This is a genomic window from Arthrobacter sp. NPDC057013 (genome assembly GCF_042674585.1).
Taxonomy (GTDB): domain Bacteria; phylum Actinomycetota; class Actinomycetes; order Actinomycetales; family Micrococcaceae; genus Arthrobacter.
On record NZ_JBHUSE010000002.1, the window covers coordinates 172,491 to 197,204 of the forward strand.

A 24,714-nucleotide genomic window follows, 5' to 3' on the forward strand; every position below is an offset into this window, starting at 1 on the left:
CCCTGCAGGCATGGACGCGGCATCCGGGTCCCGGATGCCGCATTGCTACGCTTGCTGAGCAGGTGTATTCAGCGCAGCCCGACTCCAGCGCAGCCGTGCCGTCCCAAGGAGACTCCCGTGAGCCACCAGACCGGAAATGACAGCAGCACCGATGCCCGAACCGTGCTCGTCACGGGCGCCACAGGGTATATCGGCGGCCGGCTGGTCCCCCGGCTGCTCGACGCCGGGCACCGCGTCAAGGTGCTGGTCAGGTCCCCGGAGAAGATCGCCGGAGTGCCGTGGTTCGACGACGTCGAAGTAGTCAAAAGCAGCCTGGACGACCCCGCGGCCCTTGAGGAAGCCCTCCAGGGCGTGGACGTGCTGTACTACCTGGTCCACTCCATGGCGGCAGGCTCCGGTTTCGAGGCCAAGGAAAAGGCCATGGCCGAGCTCGTGGCCGGTGCCGCCGCGGCAGCCTCCGTCCGGCGGATCGTCTACCTGGGCGGTCTGCACCCGCGCGACACGGCGCTGTCAACGCACATGCGCTCCCGTGAAACCGTGGGCGAGGTATTCCTCTCCGGCCCGGTGGACGCCATCGTGTTCCAGGCCGGGGTGGTGATCGGTTCCGGCTCCGCGTCCTTCGAAATGATCCGCCACCTCGCCGAAACGCTGCCCCTCATGCCCGCGCCCAGCTGGGTCCGCAACAGGATCGAAGCCATCGCCGTCCGCGACGTGCTCCATTACCTCGTCGGGGCGGCATCGCTTGCGGAACCGCTCAACCGCACCTTCGACATCGGCTCCCGGGATGTCCTGACGTACGCCGGCATGATGAAGGAGTACGCGGCAGAGGCGGGCCTGCCGCCGCGCCCGGTCCTGGCACTGCCGGTGCCGGCACCCAGGCTGGCCGGATTGTGGGTTGCCCTGGTGACGCCGATTCCGCTGTCCATGTCGGTGCCGCTGGTCCAGTCCCTGCAGCACGACGCGGTCTCCGCCGAACACGACATCGACAACTACATCAAACAGCCCGACGGCGGCCTGACCGGGTACCGCAGGGCCGTGGCCCTGGCACTGGGCAAGGAACGTGACGGACAGGTGGAAACCACCTGGGCCAGCGCCGGCGCCGATGCCGACCCGCTGCCGAGCGACCCCGGCTGGGCCGGGCACCGGGTGTACGTCGACGAGCGAACCTTTGCAAGCGATGTGGACCCAGCGCACGTGTGGACGATCATCGAGGGCATCGGCGGCCGTAACGGCTGGTACTCGCTCCCGCTGGCGTGGAGCGTCCGCGGCTGGCTGGACAAGCTCTCGGGCGGAGCGGGCCTGCTCCGCGGGCGGCGGCACCCGCACCATCTGGTCGCTGGTGAAGTGGTGGACTGGTGGCGCGTGGAACGGATTGAGCGAGGCCGTTTGCTCCGGCTGCGGGCCGAAATGCGCGCCCCGGGACGCGCCTGGCTGGAGCTCTGCGTGGAGCCCGACGGCTCCGGTTGCCGGTACCGCCAGCGGGCGATTTTCTTCCCCAAAGGACTCAGCGGGCGGCTCTACTGGCTTGCCGTTCTGCCGTTCCACGGCATCATCTTCCCGGCCATGTCCCGCAACATTACCGCGGCGGCCCGGAGGCTGTCCGCCGAGCAGAAATCCGGCGTCGCAGAGCACGGTGCCGGACGTCCCGGTGCCGGGGAAGCACGGTCAACCCCGTAGGATGTGGTGAGCAAAAAGCGTTCTGACCCCACAACGACGGAGGATCAATGGCACTGAGTGCTTCCACCACCCTTCCCCACGGCGTCGACAGCGTCACCGCAGTCTTCGCGAACGAGGACTTCCAGCGCCACACCAGCGAGTTCGTCGGCGGCAGCCTCGAGTCCTTCACGGTGGCGGGCGACATCGCCGGAGAGTTCAGCACCACGTCCGTGCGCACCCTTCCCACGACCCGTCTGCCGGAAATCGCCCGCAAGTTTGTCGGCGAGAGCCTCAAGGTGACCCAGGTCGAAAACTGGGAGGCTCCGGCCGCCGACGGTTCACGCCAGAGCACCATCTCCCTGAAGATTGCCGGCGCGCCGATCGACGTGTCCGCGGTCCAGCGGCTCGTTGCCGACGGCGGCAGCACGCGGATTGAACTTGAAGGCAACGTGACGTCCTCGGTGCCGTTCCTGGGCGGCAAGATCGCCGACGCCGCCGAGCCCATGGTGGGCAAGGCGCTGAACATCCAGTCCCAGCAGGCCCAGGCCTGGCTCGAAAGCCACTAGTCCCGTGGAGGTCCCTGCCTTCATTGCCTTGGTCCTGATCGTTTCGGGCGTGTGGTCCCTGGTTGTGTGGCCGCAGTTCCTGCGCCGCGTCATGAAGGACCCGCGGGCACGGGACGCCGCCGGCAAGGCCACGAAGTTCCTCACTGTCCACGTGGTCCTGGTGACGGTATCCATGGTGCTGGGCGCCGCCACAGCCGCAATCGGAATCGCGGCGCTCGTCAGCTGATGCGCGTCGGACGGCTCCGCTGGTTGAGTTGTCGGAACCCGGGTTTCGACACGCTCAGGCAGCGGACCGTCGCAGTCAGATAAGCTGGGTATTCAAGGTGCGCCGGGAAGTCTGGTCGGCAAGACGTTAGCCGATCCCTCGCGAGGAGCTCAAATGCCCAAGCCGTCCCGCCCGTCCAGGAAAATTCCCTCCCGGAAATTCCCGGTCTTCAGCCGCTCCAGCTATCCCGAATACCTCCGCATTGCCGCGATCCTCCGGACGGAGACAGTCGGCGGCGCGCTCCTGCTGGCCGCTACGGCTGCCGCGCTGATCTGGGCCAACTCCCCCGCCGCGGATGCCTACTTTGGGTTGCGGGACCTCCAACTGGGCTATGAGCCCTGGCACCTGCAGCTCAGCGTCGGGCACTGGGCTTCCGACGGACTGCTCGCACTGTTCTTCTTCATCGCCGGCCTGGAACTCAAGCGCGAGTTTGTCTCCGGCGACCTGCGCAGGCCCTCCCGGGCGGTGGTCCCGGTAACGGCCGCGGTGGGCGGCGTTGCCCTGCCGGCCATCATCTACTCCGTCATCGTCTGGAACCAGGGTGCCGGGGCCCTGAGGGGGTGGGCGATCCCCACCGCCACAGATATTGCGTTCGCGCTGGCGGTGCTCGCGGTCATCAACACCCACCTCCCGTCGGCGTTGCGGACCTTCCTGCTCACCCTGGCCGTGGTTGATGACCTGATCGCCATCGGCATCATTGCGTTCGTCTACTCCTCCGGTCTCCAGCCGGCCCTGCTGCTCGCGGCCCTTGTCCCGCTGGTCCTTTTTGCCTGGCTGGTGCAGAAGCGGATCACCCGCTGGTATCTGCTCCTGCCGCTTGCTGTCGCCACGTGGGGCCTGGTGCACGCATCCGGCATCCACGCCACGGTGGCCGGCGTCCTGCTCGGATTCACTGTCCCGGTGGCCGCCTCGCGGCGGGACCGCCGTCCAGGCGGCAACGCCGGCGCCAGCGTCACCTCCGACGGCGGAACAGAGGACAGCGGCAGCACAGGCATGGCCGAACGCCTGGAGCACCTGCTCCGTCCGCTGTCTGCGGGGTTTGCCGTCCCCGTGTTCGCGTTCTTCTCGGCGGGCGTGGCGCTCGGGGGCGCCTCGGGCCTGGCGTCTGCCCTGGCCGATCCCGTGGCGGTGGGGATCGTGGCAGCACTGGTCGCGGGTAAGGCCGTTGGCGTCTTCGGGGCAACGTTCCTGGTCACTAAAACCACCCGCGCGCAGCTCGACGACGGGCTGAAGTGGGTCGACGTCGCGGGGCTGTCCCTCCTGGCCGGCGTGGGGTTCACCGTTTCGCTGCTGATCGCCGAGCTGAGTTTCGGGTCAGGCTCGGCCCACGACGACCATGCAAAGGTGGCGATCCTCACCGGTTCGCTGACAGCGGCGGTGCTGGCCGCCGTCGTGCTTAAGGCCCGCAACAGGCACTACCGGCGCCTGGAGGCGGAGGAGACCAGGGACGACGACGGCGACGGCGTCCCGGATGTCTTCGAGCGGTCCGAACATGACCGCTAAGTCAGGACTGTTAAGCAGGTGCGCTCAGGCCGCCTGGTTCAGGGCGTCCTCGGCCGCGACCCAGGAGATCATGGCGCACTTTACCCTCGCGGCGTAGCGTGCCACGCCCTCGAAGGCGGCGGCGTCGCCCAGGATTTCCGGGTCGGCAGGGATTTTTCCGCGGGACCGCAGCACCTCGCGGAAGTTTCCGATCACCCCACGGAGTTCGTCCACGGTCATGCCCTCGGCGAGATCGCTCAGCACGGAAGCGGACGCCATGGAAATGGAGCAGCCTGCCCCGTCCCATGCGAGCTGCGTGACCGTGCCGTGGTCCACGGCGACGCGCAGGGTGACCTCGTCGCCGCACACGGGGTTGAGCTGGTGCGACTGGCCGGTGGACGCGCCGTCAGGGGCAGCCGTTGCGGCCAGTCCGCTGCCGTGCCGGGCCTTGGAGTGGTCGAGGATGATCTGCTGGTAAAGCTGGTCGAGGCTCATGCTCAGGTACCTGTCTAGGGTTGCGGGGCCAGCCCGGGGGCTAGGCCCGGAAGTAGGCGCGGACCCCGGACACTGCATCCAGGAATTCATCCACGTCGTCGGTGGTGTTGTACAAGTAGGCGCTGGCCCGGGTGGTGGCCGTCAGGCCCAGGCGCCGGTGCAGCGGCTGCGCGCAGTGGTGGCCCACGCGGACAGCGATGCCACGGGCGTCAAGGAACTGGCCGACGTCGTGCGCGTGGACACCCGCAACATCAAAGGCCGCCAGGCCGATGCGGTCGTGGCCGGCGGCCGGACCCAGAACGCGGACGCCGTCGATGGCTTCCAGACCCGCCACCATCCGCTGGCCGAGCTCCGACTCCCAGCGGTGCACCCGGTCAATGCCCGTTTCCGCCAGGTAGTTGATTGCGGCGGCAAGGGCCACTGCCTGTGAAATTTTCTGCGTCCCGGCCTCGAACCGCTGCGGCGCGGGAAGGTACTCCGCGCTTTCCATCGTCACGGTGGTGATCATGGAACCGCCGGTCAGGACCGGCGGGAGCACGTCCAGGAGCTCCTGCTTGCCGTACAGCACTCCGACGCCGGTGGGCCCCAGCATCTTGTGGCCGGAAAACACGGCGAAGTCGACATCCAGCTGCTTTACGTCCAGGGCAAGGTGCGGCGCCGATTGGCAGGCATCCAGCACAACGAGGGCCCCCGCCCGCCGGGCGAGTGCGACGAGTTCGCTGACCGGGTTAATGGTGCCCAGCACGTTCGAGGCGTGGGTGAAGGCCAGCAGCCGGGTGCGCTCCCCCACGATGTCCGCTGCCGCATCCATCCGCAGCGCCCCTGTGTCGTCCAGCGGGATGTGCCGCAGGGTGGCACCCGTCCGGTAGGCCAGTTCCTGCCAGGGAATCAGGTTGGCGTGGTGCTCCATCTCCGTGACCACGATCTCGTCGCCCGGGCCCAGGGCGAGGTCACGCAGCTTCGAGTCGCCGCGCCCCTGGGCTGCCCACAGGGCGGCGTTCGACAACGCATAGCTGATGACGTTCAGGCCCTCGGTGGCGTTGGAGGTCCAGACGATCTCCTCATAGTCCGCCCCGACAAAGTCGGCGACCGTCTGCCGGGCGTCCTCGAACACTTCGGTGGCCTCGACGGCAAGGTGGTGGGCACCGCGGTGCACGGCAGCGTTCCGCTGCTCGTAGAACTCCTGTTCCGCTTCGATCACGCTCAGCGGGTTCTGCGAGGTGGCGCCGGAATCAAGATAGATGAGCGGGCGGCCGTTGACCGTCTGGTTCAGCACGGGAAAGTCGTTGCGGATCCGCAGGACCTCGGCGTTGTCCATCGCAGAAAGGGCACGCGTCAGCGTGGTTGGCGTTGATACTACGGCCAATGGGACTCCTTGGGTGCCTTGAGGTACCCCTCAATTGTCCCACAGCACCTTGGGCCGCAGCAGAGGCAGGAACCGGGCCTGCCTGACCGGGCTTGCCTCACCGGCACATCTGACCGGGCCCGCTGCCCCGGGCACATGCGAAGGGCGGCCCCCGTCGCTGCGGGCCGCCCTGATGTTTGATTCGCTTGTTGCAGACTACTTGTAAGGACCGGCGACGGCTGGGGGGAGAGCCTCGGTCTCAGAAGGCTCTGACGTCGCCGGCCCCGCCTTGCCCGGACCCCTGAAGGCCGGAAAATCTGGTGCGAGACCTGGAAAATCTGGTGGCAGCTTCGGGGGGAGATCAGCCCTGCTTCCGCTGCCACTAATAGTTAATCGCGTACTGGCGCCCACGGCACCAGTACCGGGTACTCGTTTTTCTGCGTACTTAACTACTGGTTCCCGCAGGTGGCGTGGTCCAGCCCGCAACCGCGCGGAATTCACCCCGGGGGGCGAAAAAATCGGTTTGGAGAAGCGCTACTTTTTTGGAAGGGCCAGCGCGAGCTCGTCGCGCCGGCGGACGCCGAGTTTGACGTAGCTGCGGTACAGGTGCCCCTCGACGGTCCGCACTGACACCATCAGCTGCTGGGCGATCTCCCGGTCCGAGAGGCCCTGCACGGCCAGCTCCACGATGTCCCTCTCGCGCCGGGTCAGGTGGACACTGGGAACAGAGGCAACGAACGGGCTTTCCCGGAACTGCTCGCCGAGCTCCTGGTCGCATTTCTCCCGGTGGGCGATCGCCTGGCGGGCGCGGCGCCGCTCCCCCGCGGCGTCCAGCAGGGCCCCGGCCCTGGCGTACGCCTCGCGCGCCAGGTTCAGCAGGCCGGCCTCCTCCAGGGCGGCGGCGGTGTCCATAAGAATGTCGGCGTCCTCCGAGGCCCAGGCCTGGGCCAGCTGCCGCCAGCCGGCCGCCCACCGGCCCTCAACGGTGGCGGCGAGGGCGGCGAGTTCCAGCACCAGCGACCGTTCGCCGAGGTCCGAGCAAAGGATGAGGCACTCCATCCTGGTTCCGGGATGGTCTGTTACGGACTCGGAGGCCGCGAGCTCACGGAGCCTGTCCAGTCCGCTGCCCTTCCTGTCGAGGTACTCGGCCGCGGCCGCCGCATAGGCTTCCGCGACGGCGTCGCAGCCCGGACCGCTGGCGTGCCTGGCCGAGATGAAGTCCTGTTCGAGCCGCTTTGCCTGCGTGGTGTCGCCCAGCCGTGCCGCGGCGTAGAAGGCAAGCGACGAGCCGAACCTGAACTCCTGCAGCGGGTCGTTGACACGGAGTGCCTCAACAGCCGGAAGGAGGACCTGGTAGGCGCGCTCCAGCTGCCCCTGCCGGAGCAGTCCCAGGCCGCGCAGTGCCTGGATGCCGCCGCCGAAGGTCGATGCGCCCTCGGTGCGCTCCGCGGGATAAGCGGACAGCTCGTGCTCGGCGGACTCCCAGTTGCCGGCGGCGAGGGTGCTGATGGCCAGCCGGGTCAGGACAAACTCGTTGAAGAAGTACAGCCCGCCGCTGAGCGCCGGCAGGAAGGGGCCGGCGGCCGCCGCTGCGGCATGCGCCTGGTGTGACCGTCCGGCGGCGACCAGCGCCTGGGCAAGCAGGGCCTGAGTCACGGCGTGCAGCGTTGCTTCGACGCCCGAGGCAGATTCCGGATCGGCGGTGCCCAGGGCCGTGATGACGGCGCTGATACCTTCGTGGTCGCCGGCGCCAGCCATCTCCAGCAGGTTGTGGATCGTGTCCTGCCAGGCACCGTCCGGGGCGATCCCGGCCTCCTCCAACTGCTGGCGCGATTCGGCCCTTAGTGACGGCACGGACTTTCCCAGCGCCATGTGGGAGGACGCCCTGAGCATGAGGACCTGCGGTGCTCCCGGGTCTCCCGCGAGGTCGAGCCAGCAGCTGTCAAGGAGTTCGGCGGCCTCGCGGTACTTCCCTTCATTGAAGTGGGCCCGCGCGGTGATGGAGAGCGCATGGGCCTGCAGCTCCGGCGCCCGCACGTGACCGGCCATGAGCCGTGCGCCGGCGTTGTTGAACGTGGTCGCAGCCAGCCGGCCGGCGTCCAGCAGGTCCCGGTCAGGCACGTCGAGGCCGCACTCCAGCGACCACTCGACCATCCGCAGCCTGCCCTCCGCGCTGGCAGCGGCGGGATCCAGATGGGGCTCAAGCTTCTGCCGCAGCTGCAGGCTCCGGGAGACGGACACCTGGCGCCGCGTCGCTTCGCCCAGGATCGAGTGCGTGAGACGCAGCTCGGTGTGCGTCGCGGCTGATTCGGACACCACCTGGTTGTCCAGCAGGGAACGCACGACGCCGGCGCCGCAGACGTCTTCGATCAGGCCCCTGGGCACCGGCTCGGCCAGGGCGATCACCTTGAGCGCATCCTGCTCTTCCGGTGTCCTCCGCAGCAGATCCTTGACCACGAGCTCCGAAAGCCTGGGTCCGTCAGCCGGCAAGGGTCCGAGCAGCACCCAGATCCCGTTCCGCTGGACGAGGATCCCGGCAGCTGTTGCATCGCTCAGCAGGCAGTCGAGGAGCAGCGGATTGCCGCCTGAACAAGACCACAGCGACTGGACCGTACTGACCGGTACCGTACCCTGCAGGGCGTGTTCCACGACCTCCCTGACCTGCTCGCCGCTCAGCGGCCGCAGATCGATGCGTTCGGCCAGGCCGTCGTACCAGAGCTGGTTCAGGGGCTGGGGCAGGCCCGGCCGCGGCCGCCCGGCCGCCAGCACGGTCGCCCAGCCGGCCGAGGTCATGTCCACCACCATGCTGGCGGTGGCTTCGTCGAGGTGGTGGGCGTCATCCACCACCAGGAGCACGGGGGCGTCGGCGCCGCCTTTGACGCCGCTGCTTCCTTTCAGCTCCTGGAAGTGGGCCCAGACGGCCCGCAGCACCGCGACCGGTGAGTCTGCTTCCTCGGGGGCGAGTCCGGAGGTGTAGGGCGCCAGCACGCCGTAGGGGACCTTGGCCAGCGACGAGCTGCCGTGGATGCGGAGCACAGTCATCTCGCCCGCCAGCTTCTCGCGCACGGCATCCGTCACCGATGTCTTTCCGACGCCCGGGCCTGCCATCAGGTAGACGGCCTGGCTGGCACGGCTGCGGATGATGGTGCAGACATGCTCGATCGCTTCACGGCGGCCGGTCAGCTGGCGGAGTTCCGAGTCCGCTTTGGCGCCGCGGCCATTGGATGAGGCACCGCGGGACGAAGAGTTGGGCGAAGCGCCGTTCGGTGAGGAGCTGTTAGACAAGGCCAGGCAGATCACCCCTTGATGTCACGCCGAGCTTGGTGAAGACCTGGTACAGGTGGCCTTCCACCGTTCGAACGGATACGCCCATCTCCAGGGCGATGTCCCGGTTAGACACGCCCCTGCCGGCCAGCCGCGAGATCTGGCGTTCACGCGCGGTAAGGAGCGGGCTTCCGCTGCTGGGAACAATCGGCAGGCTGGGCACCGTGGCGGTGAGGCTGTCCAGCCGGGCCTGGGCAACTCGGGCAGAGGCGGAATCGCCGGAGTGGCGGGCAAAGTCGACGGCGAGCGCGACGCACCGGGCCTCCACGGCGTCGAGTTCCAGTTCGGCAGACAGGTGCGCGCCCTCCAAGAGAACCTTGGCGTCCTTGGTGCGGGTGCCCACGGCGATGAGGCGTGAGATCTCGGCGAGGGTACCCTGGCGGCGGCCCGCGACCTCCTCCATCAGGCGGAAGTCCTCATCGGTCCCGTTCACTGTCGCTCCGAGCAGGCTGATGCCCGCCAGCGTGTAGCGCCCGGCATCGATGTCGCGGTGTGCTGCCTCGAGCAGGTGCTTGACGGCGTCGGTGTCCCCCAGCCACCGCCCCGCCATGTTCGCGCAGAACTCGGTGACGAACAGGGTGCCGAAGTTGCAGTGGCCGCGCGACCCGTGGAGCTTGTCGAGGTACTTGTGCGCCTGTCCGGCGTTTCCGATCTGGGCGTAGGCGAAGGCCGTGGCGGCGTAGGCGGCCTGCAGCATGTTCAGCACGGGGCGGAGCTCGAGCTGGGCGACGGCGGACAGCAGCGAATCGAGGGCCACCGCACCGCGGCCTGAGAAAACGTAGGCGATGCCGGCGGCCAGTTCCGTGGCGGATGTCCGGTAGGCCAGCCGGCGCTCCTCCTGTCCCTTGGGTGGGCCCACGAGCTCCAGGCACCGCTTCCACTGGCCGGCCTGCAGCAGGACATTGAATGCCGTCATCGCGAACCGTTCCCGCAGTCCGGTCAGCGGCCCGGCATCCGAGAGCTGTCCGCCGACGCGGCGCATCAGCTGGAGGGCGTCCATTTCCCGGCCGACAGCAGACAGGGCTGGCATCAAAAGCAGTGCTGCCTGGATCCTGAAGGCAGGGTCCTTGCTGATTGCAGGGTCGATGGCCTCCTCCAGTTCCCCGATCATGGAGGCGTAGTCACCGGTGAAGGCCTTGTATTCGAATTCGGCCAGGGTGATGGCGTCGGCGGCCGTGCCCAGCGGATCCGGCCAGGTGGAGGCCACCCCCACGCCCACGCCAAGCCGCTTCCGCGCGGCCGCAAGCTCGTCCGGCACCTTGCCGCACAGCTCCGGCAGCCAGGCCATGACCCGGCTCTTGGCTGCCACCACACGGGCGAACGCCTCCACATCAAGGGCATCCAGCTGTCCCTGGGAAATGTCCTCCAGCGCGGCCATGGCTTGCACCGGCAGGTCGAGGAGCAGGTAGGCGGTTGCCTTGTACAGCTGCGCGTCCACCCAGACGTCGTCCGTCTTCTTGATGCCCTCGACGCAGGAGATCGCGAACCGCGGGTCAAACAGCTGTACCGCGGCTTCCGCGGCCGCCACTGCCATGGCAGGGCTGAGCTCGGCCTGGCATTCCCTGGTCCAGGCGGCGAACTCGATCCGCTCCTCCATGGTCAGGGCACCCAGCTCGGGTTCGTGGCCGTCCAGCAGCAGGGTCCGGAGTTCACGACGGCGGGAGATGCTCAGCCAGGAGCGCACGACGTCGCCAAGGTACTGTTCGCGCAGGGAGACCCAGCGGTCCCCCGTGTCGGCCACCGTGAGCAACCCGGCGTCCTCCATGTCGGCCACGGTGGCGGTGCCGTAGATTTCGGACAGCCTGGCCAGCGGGACCCGCCGCGCGCAGGCAAGCATCTCGATGACCTCGCGGGTTTCCGACTTTTCCCGGGACCAGCGGGACCGGACGATGTCATCCAGGCCGGTGGCGCCGTCGAGCACCACCCTGTCCCGCAGCGTCCACACGGAATCGGACAGGACCAGGTTTCCGGACTGCTGCTGCTCTGTGACGAGCGCCTTGAGCAGCAGCGGGTTGCCACCCACAATGGCGTGGTAGGTGCTGACGAGCGAGGCCGAGACGCGGTGCCCCAGCAGCGTCAGCAGCACCTGCCGGGTCTGAAGTTCGTTGAGGTTGTCCAGCCGGACTTCCGTGAGCCGGCGGTCGGTGAGCAGCCAGTGGAAGTCTGCGGGAAGGTCGCTGGTGCTGGGCGCGATGGCGATGACGCGGGCGGTGTGCGTCAGCATGATGTTCAGGATGACGCCGGCGCTCATGTCGTCGATCTGGCCTGTGGTGTCAAGGGTGATGACGCAGTCACGGCCGGCGGCGTCGGACCGGATCAGGGACGTGATGCCCTGGAGGATGGCGGTGGGGGAAGCCAGTGCCGACTGCGGGAGCCTGGCCAGGAGGAACGCGAGGCAGCCGTACGAGGTTTGTGAGCCGGTCAGCGGGCTGCGAAGCTGGAGCGCCCAGACGTCCGGGCCCAGCTCGGCCACCGCGGTGCGGGCGAGCGATGATTTCCCCACACCGCGGGCACCGGTGATAACTACGCCCAGGGACTCGGGATCTGTCAGCGCTGTGCGGATGGCGTCAAGGTCTGCGCTGCGCGCCGGAACCGACCATCGTTGGAGGTCCGTCCCGCCGGCAACGCCTGCCGGTCCCGCCAGCACGCCCGCCGTAGACCCACGTCCCCAGCTCAGTGGCTCAATTGACATGAACTTTTCCTTACATCCCGCCCGGCAGGATAAAGGCTCCATCGCCTCCCCCGCTTAGAAAGTAGACTACCCCGTTACTTTGCAGGGATATAGGGCACTGCGTTCACATTTCGCAGACCTTGATGCGACCTTGAGGGTTGGTGCGGCGGGAAGAAAAACCGTGGCGGAAGGCGCTACACCCTGGCGGTGTGGAACTGCTGCTGCGCGGCGGTCAGGCCCTCCCTGATCAGGAGCTCGACGGCGTCCGCTGCGTCATCGAGCAGGAAGGGCAATTCCTTCTTTTCCGCGGTGCCGAAGTCCCGCAGGACGTAGTCCGCGGTGTCCATCCGGCCCGGCGGACGGCCGACTCCCACCCGTACGCGGAGGTAGTCCTTGGTGGCGAGGGCCTTGGAGATGTCCCTTAGGCCGTTGTGGCCGCCTTCCCCGCCGCCGATCTTCAGCTTCACCGTGTTAAAGGGGATGTCGATCTCGTCGTGGACGGCCACCACGCGGGACGGTTCGACGTCGTAGAACCTGGCGAGCGCAGACACCGGACCGCCGGAGACGTTCATGTACGTGCCCGGCTTCGCCAGCACCACGCGGGGACCGCCGATGCCCAGCCGTCCTTCGACGACGAGGGCCCTGGCCTTGTGCGCCTTGAACTTCCCGCCGATCCGTGCGGCCAGCCCGTCCAGCACCATCTGGCCGACGTTGTGGCGGTTGCCGCTGTACTCGGGTCCGGGGTTGCCAAGGCCTACGATCAGCCAGGTGTCAGTCATGAATCAATCCTAAGGGCCGGGTTTGCACGCAAGTGGGCAGGGACGGCAGTGGCCGGGCCCGAAAAGGGACCCGGCCACCGGTCCGCGCTGGATGCGGCGCGGAAAGGGTTGTGCCCGAATTACTCGGCGGCAGCTTCTTCGGCCGGAGCCGCTGCTGCGGGAGCTTCCTCGGCTGCGCCTTCTCCTTCTTCAGCCTGTGCTGTGGCCTCGGAGATGTTGACCACCAGGGCCTCGGCGTCGGTCAGCAGGACGGCACCCTTGGGGAGCACGAGGTCGGAGGCGTGGATGTGCTCGCCGGCGGCGCGGCCTTCGATGTTGACCTCAACGGACTCGGGCAGGTGGGTTGCCTCGGCCTCGAGGGAGACGACGGTGAGCTCCAGGTTGTGCGCGGTGCCCGGGGCGGTTTCACCCACGATGTGCACGGGAACGTCAACAGTGACCTTCTCGCCCTGGCGGACGGTCAGGAGGTCGATGTGCTCGATGATCTGCTTGATCGGGTCGCGCTGGACGTCCTTGACGAGAGCCAGGTGGCCTTCACCGTTGAGGTCCAGGGACAGCAGGGCGTTGGCCGTGCGGACAGCCAGGGTGGTGGCCTTGGCCGGCAGGGTGATGTGGATGGGCTCTGCGCCGTGACCGTAGATCACTGCGGGGATCTGGCCGGCGGCGCGGGCGCGGCGGGCGAAGCCCTTGCCGAATTCGGTGCGTGCTTCTGCTGCGAGCTTCTGCTCAGACATGTGAATCTCCTGGTGGATGTGTTGGTTCAGCAAGGGCGGAGGTCTGGAGTGACCTTCGACGCCGGGCGGCCCGAAGGCGGCCCCACCAGAAGGGTGGTTCAGACCCAGTCGATAACGGAGACTGTTCTCCCTCGCCAAGGTATCGTGGACCAGCCTACCAGCGTTGGGGCCCGTTACCGAAAACGGACGCCAACGCCGGGGGCTGAGGCCAGGCGGCTTAGGCGTTGCCGTCGAAAAGGCTGGTGACCGATCCGTCGTCGAACACTTCCCGGATGGCCCGGGCGATGAGCGGGGCGATGGACAGCACGGTGAGTTCCGGGAACTGCTTCTCCGCGGTGATGGGCAGCGTGTTGGTGACCACAACTTCCCGGGCACCGGACTCGGAGAGGCGCCGGGCGGCGGGATCGGAGAATATGGCGTGCGTGGCGGCGATGATGACGTCCTTGGCACCGGCGTTCTTGAGCACCTGCACGGCGCCGGAGATGGTTCCGCCGGTGTCGATCATGTCATCGATCAGCACACAGGTGCGGCCTTCGATCTGCCCCACCACGGTCTTGGACACGGCCTGGTTGGGCACGGTCAGGTCGCGGCTCTTGTGGACGAAGGCCAGCGGCGCGCCGCCGAGGCGCTCGGCCCACTGTTCAGCCACGCGCACGCGGCCGGTGTCCGGCGAGACGACGGTGATGTTGTCGGCGCTGACGCGGGTGCGGATGTAGTCGGCGAGCAGCGGGATGGCCATGAGGTGGTCCACCGGGCCGTCGAAGAAGCCCTGGATCTGCGCGGTGTGCAGGTCCACGCTCATGATGCGGTCCGCGCCGGCCGTCTTGTACATGTCGGCGACGAGGCGGGCGGAGATGGGCTCGCGGCCGCGGCCCTTCTTGTCCTGGCGCGAGTACGGGTAGAACGGCGAGACAACGGTGATCCGCTTGGCGGAGGCACGCTTCAGCGAATCGATCATGATCAGCTGTTCCATGAGCCAGTTGTTCAGCGGTGCGGGGTGCGCCTGGATGACGAAGGCGTCGGTTCCGCGGACGCTCTCCCCGGCGCGGACGTAGATCTCGCCGTTGGCGAAGTCGTAGGCGTCCACAGGCAGCAGTTCCGTGCCCAGCTCCTTGGCGATCTCCCGGGCAAGCTCCGGGTGTGCACGCCCTGCGGCGAGCACCAGTTTCTTCTCGCCGTGAGCCGTAATTTCGGTCATGGTTGCTAGCCCTCTTCTGTAGATGCGGGGGAATTTGAGGAATCAGTGCGGCCTTCGCGGGCCGCGGCGGCTTCGGCCAGTTCCGCGGACAGCGTGCCGGGACGGTTGGCGGCAACCCAGCCTTCGGCGTTGCGCTGTGCTGCCATGGACAGCGCGAGAGCGCCGGCGGGCACGTCCTTCCGGATCACGGCACCGGCGCCGCTGTAGGCACCGTCCCCCACCGTGACCGGAGCGACGAATACTGTGTTGGAGCCGGTGCGCACGCCCGAGCCGATCACCGTGCGGTGCTTCTTCTCGCCGTCGTAATTCGCGGTGATGTTGCCGCAGCCGATGTTGGTGTCCTCACCGATTTCGGCGTCACCTGCGTAGCCCAGGTGGGACAGCTTGGAGCCGCGGCCGATCCTGACGTTCTTGGTTTCGTAAAAAGCGCCGATCTTGCCCGTGTCCCCCAGGACAGTTCCCGGGCGCAGGTAGGTGAAGGGGCCAACGCTGGCTCCGGCGCCGATCTCGGCACCGGACCCGTGGGTCCGGGTCACCTTGGCGCCCTCACCGATGCTGACGTCGGTCAGGGTGGAGTCGGGGCCGACGACGGCGTCCCTCGCCACCGTGGTGGCGCCGTGCAGCTGGGTGTTGGGCAGGATCCGGACGTCCTCCGCCAGGGTCACCGTGGAGTCGATCCAGGTGGTGGCAGGGTCCACGACGGTAACGCCGGCGCGCATCCAGGCTTCCACGATCCGGCGGTTGTGCTCGGCGCCGAGGGCGGCGAGCTGCACGCGGTCGTTGGCGCCTTCGACCTGCCAGCGGTCGGCGGTGACGACGGCGGCAACGCGGCCGCCTGCCTTGCGGGCGAGCCCGAGGACGTCGGTCAGGTACTTTTCGCCCTGCGAGTTGTCGGTGGTGACGTGGACGAGGGCGTCGCGGAGAACAGCGGCGTCAAAGGCGTAGATGCCGGAGTTGATCTCGCGGATCGTGCGCTCGGCGTCGGTGGCGTCCTTGTGCTCCCGGATGCCGGTCACGGTGCCGTCATCGCCGCGGAGAATGCGGCCGTAGCCGGTGGCGTCGTCCAGGATGGCGGTCAGCACGGTGACCGCGTTGCCCTCCCGCTCGTGCGTTGACACCAGTTCGGAGAGCATTTCACCCGTGAGCAGCGGGACGTCGCCGTAGGTGACCACGACCGTTCCGGCGACGGGTTCCTTGGCGTCCAGCGCCCCGAGGGCAACCTCGACGGCGCGGCCGGTGCCGGGCACCTCGTCCTGGTCCACGATCAGGGCGTCCGGATCGAGTTCGGTGAGGTGGGCGGCGACGCGGTCCCGCTCGTGCCGGACCACCAGGGCCAGGCGCTGGGGGCTGATGCTGCGGGCGGCCAGGAGGGCGTGGCCCACCATGGAACGGCCGCCGATTTCGTGAAGGATCTTGGGGGTACGGGATTTCATCCGGGTACCGGCACCTGCAGCTAGGACGATAACGGCGGCTGGGCCGGATTTCTCGGGGCTCACGTACGGGCTCTCCTTGCTCGGTTGCGCTGTACTGCATCCGCGGCTGCCTGCGCGGCGGTGTCCTGGCCTGTGCCCGGAACCGGCAACAGGGTTCATCCTACTGGACACCTCTGATGCAGCTGTTCCGCCCATAGGATTCGAACCTATACTCCACGGCTCCAAAGGCCGGGGTGCTGCCATTACACCAGAGCGGACCATGCCCGGCGCTAAGCCTGGGCACGAGAACCAATTCTGCCACGAACGTTGAGGCTCGTGCGACCTGGGCGCTTCGGGTGCGCCGGCGCCGGCCGGGGCAGCGCGCCGGGACCCGGCACCGCCCCTGCGCTCCGCTTGACATAAGGCATGATGGGACGGTGAGCAACAGCACAGGGACAACTGACGGTCCGGGGAACCAGCCAGCACGGCCCGAAGCATCGGCGGGACGTATTCCCCGGTCGAGGATGACCGGGCCGCAGCGCCGGTCGCAGCTCATTGAGGTAGGCCGGTCCCTGTTCGCGATGCGGGGCCTGGACGGCACCACCATCGAGGAGATCGCGGCCGCCGCCGGCGTTTCCAAGCCGGTGATCTACGAGCACTTCGGCTCGAAGGAGGGACTGTACACGCAGGTCGTCGAGTACGAGTTCCGCATCCTGCTGGCCGCCATCAACGACGCCCTGGCCGACGAAGCCAAGCCGCGTGTGCTGGTGGAACGCGCTGCCCTAGCCCTGCTCACCTACATCGAGGAACGCACCGACGGCTTCCGGATCCTCATGCGGGATGCTCCCCCGTCCCAGCCCGAAGGCGCCTTTTCCACCCTGCTCTCGCACGTGACCGCCCGCGTTGAACACATCCTGTCCGACGAATTCGCCCGCCGCGGCTTCAGCGCGGTGGACGGCGCCATGTACGCGCAGATGCTCGTGGGCATGGTGGCGATGACGGGCCAGTGGTGGCAGGACGCCCGCCAGCCCGACAAGCGAGCCGTCGCAGCCCACCTCGTTAACCTTGCCTGGAACGGCCTGACCGGCCTTAAAAAGGACCCGGAACTGCGCAGCGAGCCTTAGAAAAGGATGGAGTTTTTGTCCACATATCGGCCGCTAAAGGCCTCCGAAGTCGCGACGTCTGGACAAAAACTCTCAACCAGCTAGTCGCCGAGGACTTCGGACGCCTCCAGCCACTCGAGCTCGAGGGCGTCCTTTTCGTCTGTGAGGTCCTTGAGCTGCTTGTTGAGGTCGCCGAGGCGTTCGAAGTCGCCGTCGTTGGTGCTGGCGGCCATCTGGACGTGGATCTTCTCTTCCTGCTGGGCGAGTTTGTTGAGCTGGCGCTCCACCCGGTTGAGGGACTTGCGCGCTTCGCGCTTCTCGGCTTCGGAGGGCCCGGCGGGGGCTGCGTCTCCGGCGGCTGACGGTCCGGTGACGGGGTTTCCGCCGCCGGTGATGGTGGAGCCGGCGAGGGCAGCCTCGCGGAGTTCGAGGTACTGGTCGACGCCGCCGGGAAGGCCGCGGATCTTGCCGTCGCCCAGCAGGGCCATCTGGTGGTCCGTGACGCGTTCGAGCAGGTAGCGGTCGTGGCTGACGACGACCAGGGTGCCCGGCCAGCCGTCCAGGACATCCTCGACGGCGGCGAGGGTGTCGGTGTCGAGGTCGTTGGTGGGTTCGTCCAGCATCAGCACGTTGGGCTCGCCCACCAGCAGCCGCAGCAGCTGGAGGCGCCGCCGCTCACCGCCGGACAGGTCCCGGACCGGCGTCCACTGCTTCTGGTTGGTGAAGCCGAGCTGCTCCACGAGCTGGCCGGCGGTGAACTCCCTGCCGCCCACGTTGAAGGACCGCTTTTCGCGCTCGATGACCTCGATGACGCGCAGGTCGGCGACGTCGTCGAGCTCCTTGACCTCCTGGGTGAGCACGGCGGTGACCACCGTCTTGCCCTTCTTGACCTTTCCGGCCGACGGCTGGATTTCGCCGTTCAGGAGCTTGAGCAGGGTGGTCTTGCCGGCACCGTTGACGCCGACGAGGCCCAGCCGCTCCCCCGGAGCGAGCCGGAGCGTGATGTTGTTGAACAGCTTCTGCCCGGCTTCGCCGCCCTGGAAGTCCAGCGTCACGTTTTCCAGGTCCAGCACGTCCTTGCCCAGGCGCGCCGTGGCCATCCTGCTCAGGGCGGTGGAGTCCCGCGGCTCCGGGACGTCGGCGATCAGGGCATTGGCCGCCTCGATCCGGAACTTCGGCTTGGCGGTCCGGGCCGGGGCGCCGCGGCGCAGCCAGGCCAGTTCCTTCTTCACCAGCTGCTGGCGCTTGCTTTCGACGACGGATGCCATCCGGTCTCGCTCGGCGCGGGCCAGCACGTAGGCGGCGTAACCGCCGTCGAACGGGTCAACGATCCCGTCGTGGACTTCCCAGGTCTTGTTGCAGACTTCGTCGAGGAACCAGCGGTCGTGGGTGACCACGAGGAAGGCGCCCTGGTTGGGCCGCCACCGGGTCTTCAGGTGCCTCGACAGCCAGGCCACGCCCTCCACGTCGAGATGGTTGGTGGGCTCGTCGAGCATGATGACGTCGTGGTCCTCGATGAGGAGCTTGGCCAGTGCGACGCGCCGCTTCTGGCCGCCGGACAGGGCGTGCACGTTGGCGTGCCAGTCGACGTCGGACACCAGGCCGCCCATGATCTCGCGGATCCGGGGGTTGGCGGCCCACTCGTGGTCGGCCTTGTCCCCCACGATCGCGGTTCCCACCGTCAGGTCGGCGTCGAGCACGTCGCTCTGGTCCAGGTAGCCGACGTTGACGTCCCCGCGTTTGGTGACCCGGCCGGAATCCGGGGTGGACCGCAGTGCCAGCAGCCGCATCAGCGTGGACTTGCCGTCGCCGTTCCTGCCCACCATCCCGATCCGGTCGCCCTCTTCGAGCCCAAGGGTGATGCCGTCCAGAACGGTGCGGGTTGCGTACGAGACCTTGAGGTTCTCGCCGCCGAGCAGGTGTGCCACGGGGAACTGCTTTCTGCTGTGGAGGTGGAAGGTATTAAAGGAGCGTATCGGAGATGATGCGGGCGCCGGGCACCGGGCCGTGGACGGCCAGGGCGGTGAGGCCCTTGTGCTCCAGCCGCCCGGCGAGGTCCTCCGCCGCTTCGGGATTGTGGGCCAGAAGCGCCACGGTGGGTCCGGACCCGGAGACGATCCCGGCGATTGCTCCGCAGGATTCGCCGAGGCCCAGGGTGTCCCGGAGGCCGGGGGCGAGTTCGATGGACGCCCGCTGCAGGTCGTTGACCAGCACCCTGCTCAGGGCGTCGGCGTCGCCGCCGCGCAGGGCCTGCAGGATCTTCGGGTCCACCGCCGTGGGCTCCTCTACGTCCAGGCCCTCGGCGTCGCGGAGCCGATCCAGGGTGCGGAACACTTCCGGGGTGGACAGGCCGAACTCGGCCGTCACCAGCACCCAGTCCATCTGGGCCTTCGCCAGTGCAGGCGACAGGTCATCGCCCACACCCAGCCCAACGGCCGTGCCGCCCAGCAGTGCGAAGGGAACGTCCGCGCCCAGCTCGGCGGCAAGCTCGGCGAGCTCGTCACGGGACAGGCCGCTGTTCCACAGCGCGTCGCACGCCAGGAGCGTGGCGGCGGCATCCGCGGAACCGCCGCCCATGCCGCCCGCCACGGGAACCCGCTTGGTGATTTCAAGGTGCACGCCGGTGGAGTGTTCGGACACGTCGGCCATGATGGCGGCCGCCTTGTAGGCGAGGTTCCGCTCGTCGAGCGGGATGTCCACGCCGTCGAGGTCCAGCGTGCTGTCCGGGCTGATGCTGACGGTGATGCCGTCGGATGGCGTGCTGGTGGCCGCAACTTCCTCGTACAGCGACACCGCCAGGTAGACGCTGGCCACGGAGTGGTAGCCGTCCGGCCGCAGCGGCCCCACATCCAGCGAGACGTTTACTTTGCCGGGGGCCTTGACCCGGACGGTCCTCGCAGCAAAGCGCCCCTTCAGGCCGTGCAGCGCCATCAGGCGTCCGAGGCGCTGCGGGCTTCGGCGATCCTCGCGAACGCGGCAATGTCGATCACTTCGCCGCGCGCCGTGGGGTCGACCCCGGCTGCGACCAGGCAGCGTTCCGCTTCGGCGGCGCTGCCGGCCCACCCGGCCAGGGCTGCGCGGAGCGTCTTGCGGCGCTGCGCGAACGCCGCATCAATAACGGCGAAGACCTCCGCGCGGCTGGCGGTGGTGGCGGGCGGCTCGCGGCGGGTGAAGGCCACGAGGCCGGACTGGATCTTGGGCGCGGGCCAGAAGACATTCATGCCGATGACGCCGGCCTTGCGCATGCTGCTGTACCACGCGGCCTTGACCGAGGGTACCCCGTAGATCTTGGATCCGGGTTCGGCGGCGAGCCGGTCGGCCACTTCGTCCTGAACCATCACGAGGCCGTGCCGGATGGACGGGAAGTATTGCAGCAGGTGGAGCACCACCGGCACCGCGACGTTGTAGGGCAGGTTGGCGACGAGCGCGGCGGGCTCGGCCGGCAGTTCAGTCACCTTCATGGCGTCGGCGAGGACCAGGTGGAAGTCGCCGGCGGAGTCGGGCCGCCATTGCCGGATGGTCTCCGGCAGCTTCGCGGCCAGGACGGGGTCAATTTCGACGGCGACCACCGCCTTGGCGGCGTCGAGGAGCCCTAGCGTCAGCGACCCCAGCCCGGGTCCGATTTCGAGGACCGTCTCGTCCGCTCCGATGCCGGCGGCGGCCACGATCCTGCGGATCGTGTTGCCGTCGATGACGAAATTCTGCCCAAGCGTCTTGGTGGGGCGGACGCCGATCTCCCCGGCCAGCCTGCGGATATCGGAGGCACCGAACAGTGGAGCGGGCGCGGTGCCGGAGGCGGAGGGGGTCGGGTCAGTCACCTAGGTATCCTATCCCGGCATCCCAGATGGAACGGGGTTCGGCGTTGGCAGGCACGGCGAAGGCCGGGCCCGGAAGTTCCGGACCCGGCCTTCGCAGCCGCCGCGGCTGTGGTCAGCTGCCGCATGGGCGGGGGTCTGCTTGCGCCAGTGGTTGCCGGCGCCGGTGAACTAGCTGCTGGCGGCCCAGCCGCAGCCCCACGGCTGCAGGCCGCGCTCCGCGTAGATGCGGTTGGCGATGTCGATCTGCTGCGCCTTGGACGCCTGGCTGGCGTTCGGGGCGTAGGAGCCGCCGCCGGCGCCGATCCAGGTCTGGATATCGAACTGCAGGCCGCCGTAGTAGCCGTTGCCGCTGTTGATGGACCAGTTGCCGCCGGATTCACACTGGGCGATTTTGTCCCACATGCCGGCGTTCATCATGGCCGGGGCTGCTGCTCCGGTGTTCCCGCCGTCGGCCTCTGCGGCTGCCGGCTTGGGCGCTTCCTTGGTGCCGACCGTGATCTTCTCGGTTACCGGCTCGCGGGTGGTGGTCTTGGAGACGAGCGTCCGGGAGGCCTCACGGCCGTCGACCAGGACCAGCTTGTAGGTCAGGGTCGTCTCGCCGGCGACGCCTTCCTGGGTGACCTTTTCTTCGCCCTTGGGAAGGGTGGCGCTGTCCGTCGTCAGCGTCTGGAACGCGATGCCTTCGGTGACGGTGGCGGTCTTGCCGGTAACGCGGGACACCTTGATCACCATGTTGTTGACCACCGGGGCGTGCGCCGGCTGCGACGTCCGGTCAGCAGTGGCGAGCCGGATGCCGGCGTCCTTGAGAACCTCGCCGACGTTGGCAGCCGTGGTGGTGGTCTTCCTGGCCTTACCGTCGGCGATGATGCTGACGGTCTTCGGCGTCGAGATGGCCACGAACGAACCGTCCACAGCCAGCTGCGCGTCCTTCGGCACGGAGAGCTCCGAAGAGCTGGCCACGCCGAGCTGGGTCACGAGCCCGCCCACGTCCTGGGCCGTGGTGCTTACGGTCTTTTCTGCACCGTCCAGGCTGACCTTCACGGCCTTGGCCATGTTCACGTTGATGACGGAGCCGTTCTTAACACTTGCGTCCAGCGCGGGAGAGACGCGGTCGGCCGGGTGCAGCTCGACGTTCGCACTCTTGACCACCTGCTCGACCGTGCCGCCGAAGGTCTGGACGGAGCTGACTTTCCCGTCGACGTTCAGGGTGACTGTCTTGTTGCTGCCCACGAAGGCAACGAGCCCCAGCACGAGGGCCGAAAGCACCACCAGTTGCGTACCGACCTTGATGAAACTGAACTTGCCGTCTGACGTGAAGAAGTTGACCACGATTGCCCGTAACTTTTGAGCCATCCGGGCACGGGGAAAAACGCACACGTGTACCCCCGGCGGTCACCGATCATGGTGGCTCCGGACAGGCCGGAGCAGGCCGCAGGCATGTGCGTCGCCACACTCACATGGCAGGCATCCATAGGCGCCCTGCCTGTCACGAAAGTGAGTTACATCATCCGGAGGCCTTCCCCGACCCCGGCTAATAGTTTTTCACTGTAACCGAAGCGTTATAAAGCATCCAAAATATTTGCCTACCAGGTATGTATTTCGCGGCTGGCGGCCTAGAGTGACTCAGTCCCAGGATCCGTACGCCCGCACGGTATTTGCGCTCACTTGGGCGCACAGTCCGGACAGGTCCTTTCCTGTCAATTCCGCCATCGCCCGCACGGTGTACGGAACCATGTAGCTTGCGTTGGGGCGGCCGCGGTGCGGGTGCGGGGTGAGGAACGGCGAGTCGGTTTCAACCAGCACCAGTTCCGGGTCGGCCACGGCGAGCGCCTCCCTGAGGTTGGTGGCGTTCTTGAAGGTCAGCGTCCCCGCGAAGGACATGAACCATCCTTCGCTGTTGCAGATCCGCGCGAGCTCCGCGTCCCCGGAAAAGCAGTGGAACACCACCCGTTCCGGAGTGCCCTCCTCGCGCAGAACCTGGACCACGTCGTCGTGGGCGTCCCGGTCGTGGATCTGCAGGGTTCGGTCCAGCCGCTTGGCGATATCGATGTGCCGGCGGAAGGAGTAGCGCTGATGGGCCAGCCCCTCGCCTTCCGTGCGGAAGAAGTCCAGGCCGGTTTCGCCGATGGCGCGCACGCGGGGGTGGGCGGCGAGCTCCTCGATTTCCGTCAGGGCACCCTCAAGCTCACCCCGGGCAGCATAGTCTGGAGCATCATTCGGATGGAGGGCCACGGCCCCCAAAAGGCGTGGATCCAGGTCGACGGCGCGGACGGTAAACCTCGAGGACTCGAGGTCGCAGCCCACCTGCACCGCACCGCACACACCCACCGCTTCGGCTGCGTCGAGGGCAGCCGCGATGTCCACCCGGATGTCGTCAGTCGGGAAGTCCAGGTGCGTGTGGTTGTCCATCACGGGAACGGGCAAGGGTTCGGGCGCCGGCGGGAAGCCGCGCTTGCCGGAGCCGTCGCTGCCGGGGGCACGGTAGGGCCGGGGAGTCAGGGAATGCCGCATTCTTCCAGCCTAGCGGCCGCCCCGGCCGCGTTTTTCCCGCCTGCGCGGGCTGTGCCCCGTCCCCCGTCAGTATCCGAAGGTTACGCTCGGCATTACCCGGAGATTTACGGGGAACTCTCTGTTAGCCACGGCAGTTGTGTTAGTACGCTGGTTACGGACGGATGTGAGCGCCCACGAGGGCAACGGCAGACCTCCGCCGCTTCGTTCGCTTCATTCTGGGCTGAAAGGTTGCCGATGGAACCGCACCGACGCATCACGATGGACGAAGCACTTCCCGGCGGGCAGGGCTTCACTGGAAGTGCTGCGCGCGGCGTCAACGCCCTCAACGGACACAACCCCGAACCCTTGGAAGCCCCGGTTTTCCGTGCCGCCAGCGAGCGCATCCTCAGTGCTATCAATACGGTCATCGACGGCAAGGCCGAGGCCGCGAAGCTGGCGCTGACCGTCCTGCTCGCGCAGGGCCACCTGCTCCTGGAGGACGTCCCCGGGGTGGGCAAGACGCTGCTGGCCAAAACGCTGGCCCGCACCATCGACTGCTCCGTCAGCCGGATCCAGTTCACCCCCGACCTCCTCCCCTCCGATGTCACCGGCGTCTCCATTTACAACCAGTCCTCGCGCCAGTTCGAGTTCCGTCCGGGTGCCGTGTTCGCGAACATCGTGATTGGCGACGAGATCAACCGGGCCTCCGCCAAGACGCAGTCCGCCCTGCTCGAATGCATGGAGGAGCACCAGGTCACGGTGGACGGACACTCTTACAAGCTCGGCGAACCGTTCATGGTGGTGGCCACCCAGAACCCCATCGAGATGGAGGGGACGTATCCGCTTCCGGAGGCCCAGCGTGACCGTTTCATGGCCCGGATCTCCATGGGGTATCCGGACAAGGACTCCGAGATCGAAATGCTCGAGACGCACCAGGCCACGTCCCCGCTGGCCCGGGTCAGGGCCGTGGTCACCGCGGCGGATGTCGCCGCCATGATCGCCACCGTCCAGCAGGTGTTCGTCTCCGAAGCCGTGAAGGAGTACACCGTCGCCGTCGGCCGCGCCACCCGCGACAGTGCCATGCTGCGCCTTGGCGCGAGCCCGCGCTCCCTGCTGCAGCTGCTCCGGGCCGCGAAGGCGACGGCGGCGCTGGACGGCCGTGACTTCGTGCTGCCCGATGACGTCGTCGCCGTCGCCGAGGCAGTGCTGGCGCACCGGATCATCCTGGACCGGAAAGCCGCCAGCACGGGCGAGACCCCGCAGGGCGTGGTCCGCGGCATCCTGGCCCGGATCCCCGTCAGCCAGGAGATGACGGACACGGCAAACCCCGGGCGGACCTCGCCCGAACTCCGCCATAGCCGCTAGTCAGGACCGTC

19 protein-coding genes and 1 tRNA gene are annotated in these 24,714 nt (G+C 67.8%); 6 read left to right on the forward strand and 14 right to left on the reverse strand.

Annotated features, from left to right (window positions below):
- Window positions 1-117: 117 nt before the first annotated feature.
- The 4 genes from ACFTSA_RS04755 (at window position 118) to nhaA (ending at window position 3,990) form a co-directional block, all read left to right on the forward strand.
- Window positions 118-1,677, forward strand: a complete 1,560-nt coding sequence (locus ACFTSA_RS04755; RefSeq protein WP_377950019.1) for an SDR family oxidoreductase — start codon at window positions 118-120, stop codon at window positions 1,675-1,677.
- Window positions 1,678-1,724: 47 nt separating this feature from the next.
- Window positions 1,725-2,222 carry a DUF2505 domain-containing protein gene (locus ACFTSA_RS04760; protein ID WP_377950020.1) on the forward strand — a complete coding sequence of 166 codons (498 nt, stop codon included), beginning with the start codon at window positions 1,725-1,727 and terminating at the stop codon, window positions 2,220-2,222.
- Window positions 2,223-2,226: 4 nt separating this feature from the next.
- On the forward strand, window positions 2,227-2,448 hold the full coding sequence (locus ACFTSA_RS04765; RefSeq protein ID WP_377950022.1) for an SCO4848 family membrane protein: 222 nt from the start codon (window positions 2,227-2,229) through the stop codon (window positions 2,446-2,448).
- 153 nt (window positions 2,449-2,601) lie between these two features.
- Window positions 2,602-3,990, forward strand: coding sequence for a Na+/H+ antiporter NhaA (gene nhaA / locus ACFTSA_RS04770; RefSeq protein WP_377950023.1), 1,389 nt, complete (start codon window positions 2,602-2,604; stop codon window positions 3,988-3,990).
- A 24-nt stretch (window positions 3,991-4,014) separates the two neighbouring features.
- Here the strand turns inward: nhaA and sufU are convergent, their stop codons facing one another.
- From sufU to ACFTSA_RS04815, 9 genes are all read right to left on the reverse strand, one after another.
- A complete protein-coding gene (gene sufU / locus ACFTSA_RS04775) occupies window positions 4,015-4,464 on the reverse strand; it encodes a Fe-S cluster assembly sulfur transfer protein SufU (RefSeq protein WP_377950024.1) in 450 nt (149 codons plus the stop codon).
- A 40-nt stretch (window positions 4,465-4,504) separates the two neighbouring features.
- The gene (locus ACFTSA_RS04780) at window positions 4,505-5,830 is read right to left on the reverse strand and encodes a SufS family cysteine desulfurase (protein WP_377950026.1); all 1,326 of its coding nucleotides are present in this window, start codon (window positions 5,828-5,830) and stop codon (window positions 4,505-4,507) included.
- Between the two features lie 513 nt (window positions 5,831-6,343).
- On the reverse strand, window positions 6,344-9,094 hold the full coding sequence (locus ACFTSA_RS04785) for a LuxR C-terminal-related transcriptional regulator (protein WP_377950027.1): 2,751 nt from the start codon (window positions 9,092-9,094) through the stop codon (window positions 6,344-6,346).
- Entirely contained in the window at window positions 9,087-11,825 is a 2,739-nt protein-coding gene (locus ACFTSA_RS04790; protein WP_377950029.1) for a LuxR C-terminal-related transcriptional regulator, read from the reverse strand. Before ACFTSA_RS04790 ends, ACFTSA_RS04785 begins: the two co-directional genes overlap by 8 nt.
- Before the next feature lie 173 nt (window positions 11,826-11,998).
- A complete protein-coding gene (gene pth, locus ACFTSA_RS04795; RefSeq protein WP_377950031.1) occupies window positions 11,999-12,583 on the reverse strand; it encodes an aminoacyl-tRNA hydrolase in 585 nt (194 codons plus the stop codon).
- A gap of 119 nt (window positions 12,584-12,702) precedes the next feature.
- Complete coding sequence (locus ACFTSA_RS04800; protein ID WP_377950032.1) at window positions 12,703-13,317, reverse strand: 50S ribosomal protein L25/general stress protein Ctc; 615 nt, start codon at window positions 13,315-13,317, stop codon at window positions 12,703-12,705.
- A 217-nt stretch (window positions 13,318-13,534) separates the two neighbouring features.
- The gene (locus ACFTSA_RS04805) at window positions 13,535-14,515 is read right to left on the reverse strand and encodes a ribose-phosphate diphosphokinase (protein WP_331574049.1); all 981 of its coding nucleotides are present in this window, start codon (window positions 14,513-14,515) and stop codon (window positions 13,535-13,537) included.
- 5 nt (window positions 14,516-14,520) lie between these two features.
- Complete coding sequence (gene glmU / locus ACFTSA_RS04810) at window positions 14,521-16,011, reverse strand: bifunctional UDP-N-acetylglucosamine diphosphorylase/glucosamine-1-phosphate N-acetyltransferase GlmU (protein WP_377950033.1); 1,491 nt, start codon at window positions 16,009-16,011, stop codon at window positions 14,521-14,523.
- 122 nt (window positions 16,012-16,133) lie between these two features.
- Window positions 16,134-16,205 (reverse strand) — tRNA-Gln (locus tag ACFTSA_RS04815).
- A 246-nt stretch (window positions 16,206-16,451) separates the two neighbouring features.
- Here ACFTSA_RS04815 and ACFTSA_RS04820 point away from each other — a divergent pair.
- Window positions 16,452-17,051 (forward strand): TetR/AcrR family transcriptional regulator, encoded by a 600-nt coding sequence (locus ACFTSA_RS04820; protein ID WP_331574186.1) that lies wholly within the window; start codon window positions 16,452-16,454, stop codon window positions 17,049-17,051.
- 80 nt (window positions 17,052-17,131) lie between these two features.
- Here the strand turns inward: ACFTSA_RS04820 and ACFTSA_RS04825 are convergent, their stop codons facing one another.
- The 5 genes from ACFTSA_RS04825 to ACFTSA_RS04845 all read right to left on the reverse strand — a co-directional run bounded on the left by ACFTSA_RS04825 (window position 17,132) and on the right by ACFTSA_RS04845 (window position 23,359).
- Window positions 17,132-18,958 carry an ABC-F family ATP-binding cassette domain-containing protein gene (locus ACFTSA_RS04825; protein WP_377950034.1) on the reverse strand — a complete coding sequence of 609 codons (1,827 nt, stop codon included), beginning with the start codon at window positions 18,956-18,958 and terminating at the stop codon, window positions 17,132-17,134.
- A gap of 34 nt (window positions 18,959-18,992) precedes the next feature.
- Window positions 18,993-19,961, reverse strand: a complete 969-nt coding sequence (locus ACFTSA_RS04830; protein WP_377950036.1) for a 4-(cytidine 5'-diphospho)-2-C-methyl-D-erythritol kinase — start codon at window positions 19,959-19,961, stop codon at window positions 18,993-18,995.
- Complete coding sequence (gene rsmA / locus ACFTSA_RS04835) at window positions 19,961-20,848, reverse strand: 16S rRNA (adenine(1518)-N(6)/adenine(1519)-N(6))-dimethyltransferase RsmA (protein ID WP_377950038.1); 888 nt, start codon at window positions 20,846-20,848, stop codon at window positions 19,961-19,963. Before rsmA ends, ACFTSA_RS04830 begins: the two co-directional genes overlap by 1 nt.
- 168 nt (window positions 20,849-21,016) lie before the next feature.
- Window positions 21,017-22,201 (reverse strand): ubiquitin-like domain-containing protein, encoded by a 1,185-nt coding sequence (locus ACFTSA_RS04840; RefSeq protein WP_377950039.1) that lies wholly within the window; start codon window positions 22,199-22,201, stop codon window positions 21,017-21,019.
- A 270-nt stretch (window positions 22,202-22,471) separates the two neighbouring features.
- Entirely contained in the window at window positions 22,472-23,359 is an 888-nt protein-coding gene (locus tag ACFTSA_RS04845; RefSeq protein ID WP_377950040.1) for a TatD family hydrolase, read from the reverse strand.
- 234 nt (window positions 23,360-23,593) lie between these two features.
- On the opposite strand from ACFTSA_RS04845, the gene ACFTSA_RS04850 reads away from it, so the two are divergent.
- A complete protein-coding gene (locus ACFTSA_RS04850) occupies window positions 23,594-24,703 on the forward strand; it encodes an AAA family ATPase (protein ID WP_377950041.1) in 1,110 nt (369 codons plus the stop codon).
- The last annotated feature ends 11 nt before the right edge of the window (window positions 24,704-24,714 follow it).

Bases quoted from the DNA above. Each gene is read 5' to 3' on its own strand.
- ACFTSA_RS04760 (WP_377950020.1), top strand. From the start codon at position 1,725: ATGGCACTGAGTGCTTCCACCACCCTTCCCCACGGCGTCGACAGCGTC.
- nhaA (WP_377950023.1), top strand. From the start codon at position 2,602: ATGCCCAAGCCGTCCCGCCCGTCCAGGAAAATTCCCTCCCGGAAATTC.
- sufU (WP_377950024.1), bottom strand. From the start codon at position 4,464: ATGAGCCTCGACCAGCTTTACCAGCAGATCATCCTCGACCACTCCAAG.
- ACFTSA_RS04790 (WP_377950029.1), bottom strand. From the start codon at position 11,825: ATGTCAATTGAGCCACTGAGCTGGGGACGTGGGTCTACGGCGGGCGTG.
- pth (WP_377950031.1), bottom strand. From the start codon at position 12,583: ATGACTGACACCTGGCTGATCGTAGGCCTTGGCAACCCCGGACCCGAG.
- ACFTSA_RS04800 (WP_377950032.1), bottom strand. From the start codon at position 13,317: ATGTCTGAGCAGAAGCTCGCAGCAGAAGCACGCACCGAATTCGGCAAG.
- ACFTSA_RS04805 (WP_331574049.1), bottom strand. From the start codon at position 14,515: ATGACCGAAATTACGGCTCACGGCGAGAAGAAACTGGTGCTCGCCGCA.
- ACFTSA_RS04820 (WP_331574186.1), top strand. From the start codon at position 16,452: ATGACCGGGCCGCAGCGCCGGTCGCAGCTCATTGAGGTAGGCCGGTCC.
- ACFTSA_RS04830 (WP_377950036.1), bottom strand. From the start codon at position 19,961: ATGGCGCTGCACGGCCTGAAGGGGCGCTTTGCTGCGAGGACCGTCCGG.
- ACFTSA_RS04840 (WP_377950039.1), bottom strand. From the start codon at position 22,201: ATGGCTCAAAAGTTACGGGCAATCGTGGTCAACTTCTTCACGTCAGAC.
- ACFTSA_RS04845 (WP_377950040.1), bottom strand. From the start codon at position 23,359: ATGCGGCATTCCCTGACTCCCCGGCCCTACCGTGCCCCCGGCAGCGAC.
- ACFTSA_RS04850 (WP_377950041.1), top strand. From the start codon at position 23,594: ATGGAACCGCACCGACGCATCACGATGGACGAAGCACTTCCCGGCGGG.